This is a genomic window from Nitrospinota bacterium, from assembly GCA_027619975.1.
GTDB lineage: Bacteria > Nitrospinota > Nitrospinia > Nitrospinales > VA-1 > JADFGI01.
The window spans coordinates 1-3,848 of record JAQCGX010000067.1 but is presented as its reverse complement, the minus strand read 5'-3'; the positions used below and the strand labels follow the sequence as shown (position 1 = coordinate 3,848).

Annotated in this window: 4 protein-coding genes and 1 pseudogene; 4 read left to right on the top strand and 1 reads right to left on the bottom strand. The window is 42.0% G+C overall.

Annotation, left to right across the window (positions count from 1 at the left end; translation table 11 throughout):
- Positions 1-837: 837 nt before the first annotated feature.
- Positions 838-1,029: a hypothetical protein gene (locus O3C58_14050; protein MDA0692972.1), complete on the top strand. Its 192-nt coding sequence runs from the start codon at positions 838-840 to the stop codon at positions 1,027-1,029.
- A gap of 81 nt (positions 1,030-1,110) precedes the next feature.
- Here the strand turns inward: O3C58_14050 and O3C58_14045 are convergent, their stop codons facing one another.
- Positions 1,111-1,512, bottom strand: a complete 402-nt coding sequence (locus O3C58_14045; protein MDA0692971.1) for a peptidoglycan-binding domain-containing protein — start codon at positions 1,510-1,512, stop codon at positions 1,111-1,113.
- A gap of 261 nt (positions 1,513-1,773) precedes the next feature.
- Here O3C58_14045 and O3C58_14040 point away from each other — a divergent pair.
- The 3 genes and pseudogenes from O3C58_14040 (at position 1,774) to fliG (ending at position 3,788) form a co-directional block, all read left to right on the top strand.
- Positions 1,774-1,992, top strand: a pseudogene (locus tag O3C58_14040) (IS3 family transposase).
- Positions 1,993-2,231: 239 nt separating this feature from the next.
- The gene (locus tag O3C58_14035) at positions 2,232-2,387 is read left to right on the top strand and encodes a tyrosine-type recombinase/integrase (GenBank protein ID MDA0692970.1); all 156 of its coding nucleotides are present in this window, start codon (positions 2,232-2,234) and stop codon (positions 2,385-2,387) included.
- 411 nt (positions 2,388-2,798) lie between these two features.
- A complete protein-coding gene (gene fliG, locus O3C58_14030) occupies positions 2,799-3,788 on the top strand; it encodes a flagellar motor switch protein FliG (GenBank protein MDA0692969.1) in 990 nt (329 codons plus the stop codon).
- The last annotated feature ends 60 nt before the right edge of the window (positions 3,789-3,848 follow it).

The window sequence follows — 3,848 nt, the reverse complement described above, 5'->3', positions numbered from 1 at the left end:
TCTATTTTCTGTGAAAACTAATTTTTAGAGATGCCCATAAGATGAAATAAAGGATTGGCATGATCTGTTGTTCCTGAGGGTGATTGTCCAACTCACTCGTAAAGCTTACCCTTTGAAGAATAGCTCATAGAGTGTTTTGAAGCCAAACGTTTTATAGACCGATGATTGAACCTGCATTTCAATTTAACTTATAAATTTCAATCTAATCATCCTATCTTCCCCCCAGCCAGCCCTATCTTGAACCATTATTAAGCTATCAAAATCTGAAAAACTTTGACCTTCAGGTTTAATCAAAAGAGGACCGGACATTGCGAAATACTCTGAGAAACGATATAATCCTAGAATGAAGACGCTTGCCAATATCTATAAGAAGCCCTTTTTTGCCTGTGTGTTCTGCGTGATTTATACTGCGGTTTCTTTTGGCATCGCCCTGTTCGATTTTTAAAGGTTGATGCTTCTCGTCCCGCTGTGGGAATCGTGTGAACTCTAATGGATCAAATTACTTTTGTACTTCTGGGCCTTTTCTCCCTGATTATATACATGAGCACCGCCATTTTCTTCTGGGCTGTCTTTAAAGAAAACTGCTCTGCCTATAACAATTCTTTCATGGGTGAAAATAATGCTGAAAAGGCTTTTGGACGCTCCCCTTACCCGCTCAACCCAAATTTCAGGGAGTATCTCCGCACAAATTGGAAGCCTCTCGCCTTATCTGGACTGGTAACTCTTGGAGTTTTTGTTTTTTTTATAACTCATAGTTGTGATTACGCATGAACCCGCCGATCCGCTGTCGCCTCTGATTTTAACGCAATAAACTGGATAAAAACCTGGGATAATCTATTGAACGCAAAAATTATACTCTCACTTCTTGGCATCGCAGGGGTCTTGTATCTCGCATGGCCGATCATCAAGTTGGTCATCATGGGGTACTTCTATCGCTTTATTATCGAATACGGGTTCTATATGCTTCTTCTTTTGGCAGGTGGCGGTTACTATTTCTGGAGGCGGCTTAAAAGCGCAAAAATTTCGTAGGAGATGAAGTGGCTCATGAAAAAAAACACCCCAGGAACCCATCGGTTCCTGAGGCAATTTTAACTCGGGAATTTGTATAAATTATTTCTTGTGTCGGCCCCAGACAATTTCTGAATCGGGAACATCGACACCCGTATTACCCTTATAAACTCCCGAGGAGGTTGGAGCCGAAGAATGTGTTTCGGCGGGTGCAGATTCACTCACGGACGAAAACAAACGGTTTTTCGTCTGCTTATCCAATTGCCCCGAAGCTAAAAGCCCTTCGCTTTCTTGAAATTTCATGACTCCACTTTTAGTTTTTGCCCCCCAGATACCATCTACTGGCCCCGGGTCAAAACCTTTTTCAGCTAAAGTTTCCTGAGCCCTTCTCACCATGTCATTGGCAAACACGGAAGAAATTCCCACTTGCAGAGCTAAAGCGAAAAATAATATTGAAACTGCAAATCGATAACCTGGCGAACCCCACATCTTAACTGATTTCATTTCTCCTCCTTAAAGTGAGTGCCCCCTGTCTCTCTTTCGAGATCCGGTTGCCTGAAGTAAACCTGCCACCCCACAACAATTTTCAGGAAAACATAAATGATTTAATCATATCCTTGTCAGGAAATACAAGGGGAATGCCAACCGGTATTTTTGAACTTTCAAAGGCAAATAGAGTGAATGGAAAAAGTTGTCTTGGACTATTCATGACACCTGTCATCCACACCTTTTAACCCCTCAAGCCCAGGTTTCTCAACACCATGTAGTATGAGTCGGAAGGGGAACTGTTGGGACAATGCTGTAGCGGAAAGTTTTTTCCACAGCTTGAAGGTGGAGTTGATTCACGGAAAACTTTACGCAACTCGCCAGGAGGCGAAGACGGCGATTTTTGAATACATAGAAGTGTTCTATAATCGGCAACGTCGTCATTCACACTTGGGCTATCTCAGCCCGGTAGATTTTGAGAAGCAAAATGCGGCTTAACTTCGTATCCACATATTCCGGGCAAGATCAGAGACTATCATAAGCCCTTCGTATGAAGATAGAAAAGCGATGCAAAGAATTCCCTTAAAATCACCCAAACTTATTTTTTTGCTCGCTATAACCGCGCATTTAGTTTGGGAAAAAGTTGCAGTTAGTTTGGGATGAAAAGCGCGGAACGGGTTTTGCTGGGTATGAGAATTGCTTCAGGAAGAATTTGGCTAGTAAATTTATCGGATTAAATGCGATTTTCCCCTAAATTAAATGCAAGTTATAATTCATTTGCTACCAGATTATTTAATCAGGGTATTAACATTCGGAACGTTCAGCAATTATTAGGTCATCAGAATATTACGACAACCAGTATCTACAGATACCAATCCAAAAATGTTGTCTGAGATTTGCGAGAATTTGAAGATATGATTAATTACCATTGGTCACGGTAAGGAAATGTGGACCTTGCCATTCGGTGTTGAAGCCAAATCCATCCAGTTGCAAGATTGCGGCGTACTTTGAAATAATTTGTAAAAGCCCTGATTCCTCGGTACTTCTGAAGACTCTCGCTAAGCACGATAGGATCACCTGCCTCATATACCCTTTTTAGGGGATTTTTTTGTGTAACTATTGATGTTAATTTATTGCTTAATGCTCCACTAAACAATTAAAAAATTTCTCTTGGACAGATAGGATATTTGAAAGGGAAAACCTCGCCTGTCTTTACTTGAGAGACGGCATTGTTAGATTTAATGTCTAAATGTTTTATGTCTATCTAGTGGAAATATCAGGAAAAATCGTAGGGGAATAGGTGCGTGCTGGTTTCTGTTCATCGCTCAACCGCGAATTATTTATTAAGTGAGGTGGCTGTGGGGAAAGAATATAGTGGGCCTGAAAAAGCGGCTCTTGTGATCATGTCTCTGGGTGCGGGTGAAGCCGCTAAAATTATGAAGAACCTGGATGAAAAGGAAATCCAGTTGATCGCGAACTATATGTCTTCTCTGGATTCAGTGGATATGCACACCATGAACAGAATTACGCAAGAGTTTTACCATGAGATTCAAGTAAATGAAGGGAGACCGAGGGTCGATGGAAAGCAGTTTCTGCAAAAAACCATGTTGAGGGCTTTTGGTTCAAAAAAAACGGACAGAATTCTAGAGAATATTAATTTTCAGCCGGAAGAGTTGGGCGGAGGGCTGGAGATGGTCCGTAAAATGGAGCCCAAAACCATCGCGGCTTATCTTCTCGATGAACACCCGCAGACGGCGGCAATTATACTGGCTCATCTGGACTTGAATCTGGCGGCAAAAACCATTTCCGAATTGCCTGAAAGAGTTCGTATGGATATTGTCCGCCGTCTTTCGGAGATTGGCCGAGTCTCGCCCGCAGCGTTACGTGACCTGGACCATGCGTTGCACCAAAAACTAAGCGTTTCGGTAGGATTTAAAGGGAGTGACCTGGGTGGTTTTAAAGTCGCGGCAAGTGTCTTGAGCGGTCTTGAACGGGGAATGGAAGCCGATATCTTGAACTCAATAGATGAAATTGACCCCGATACGGCCAATAAAATACGTCATTTTAGATTCACCTATGAGGATATTCTAAAAATTGACGACCAGCATATCCAGATGATACTGGCGGAAAATAATCAAGAGGACTTGATACTTTCGCTAAAAACAGCCAGTCAAGCTATGAAAGAAAAATGGTTTAGAAATATGTCGGAACGTGCGGCATTAATGTTGAAAGAAGATTTAGAATCCCTTGGACCCACTAAAATTTCCGAAGTGGAGAGAGCTCAGCTAATATAAGCCTGTCCCAGATTGAGCATTGCTTCCCAGTATTCAGGATCGATTTCCAGAGTCTTGTTG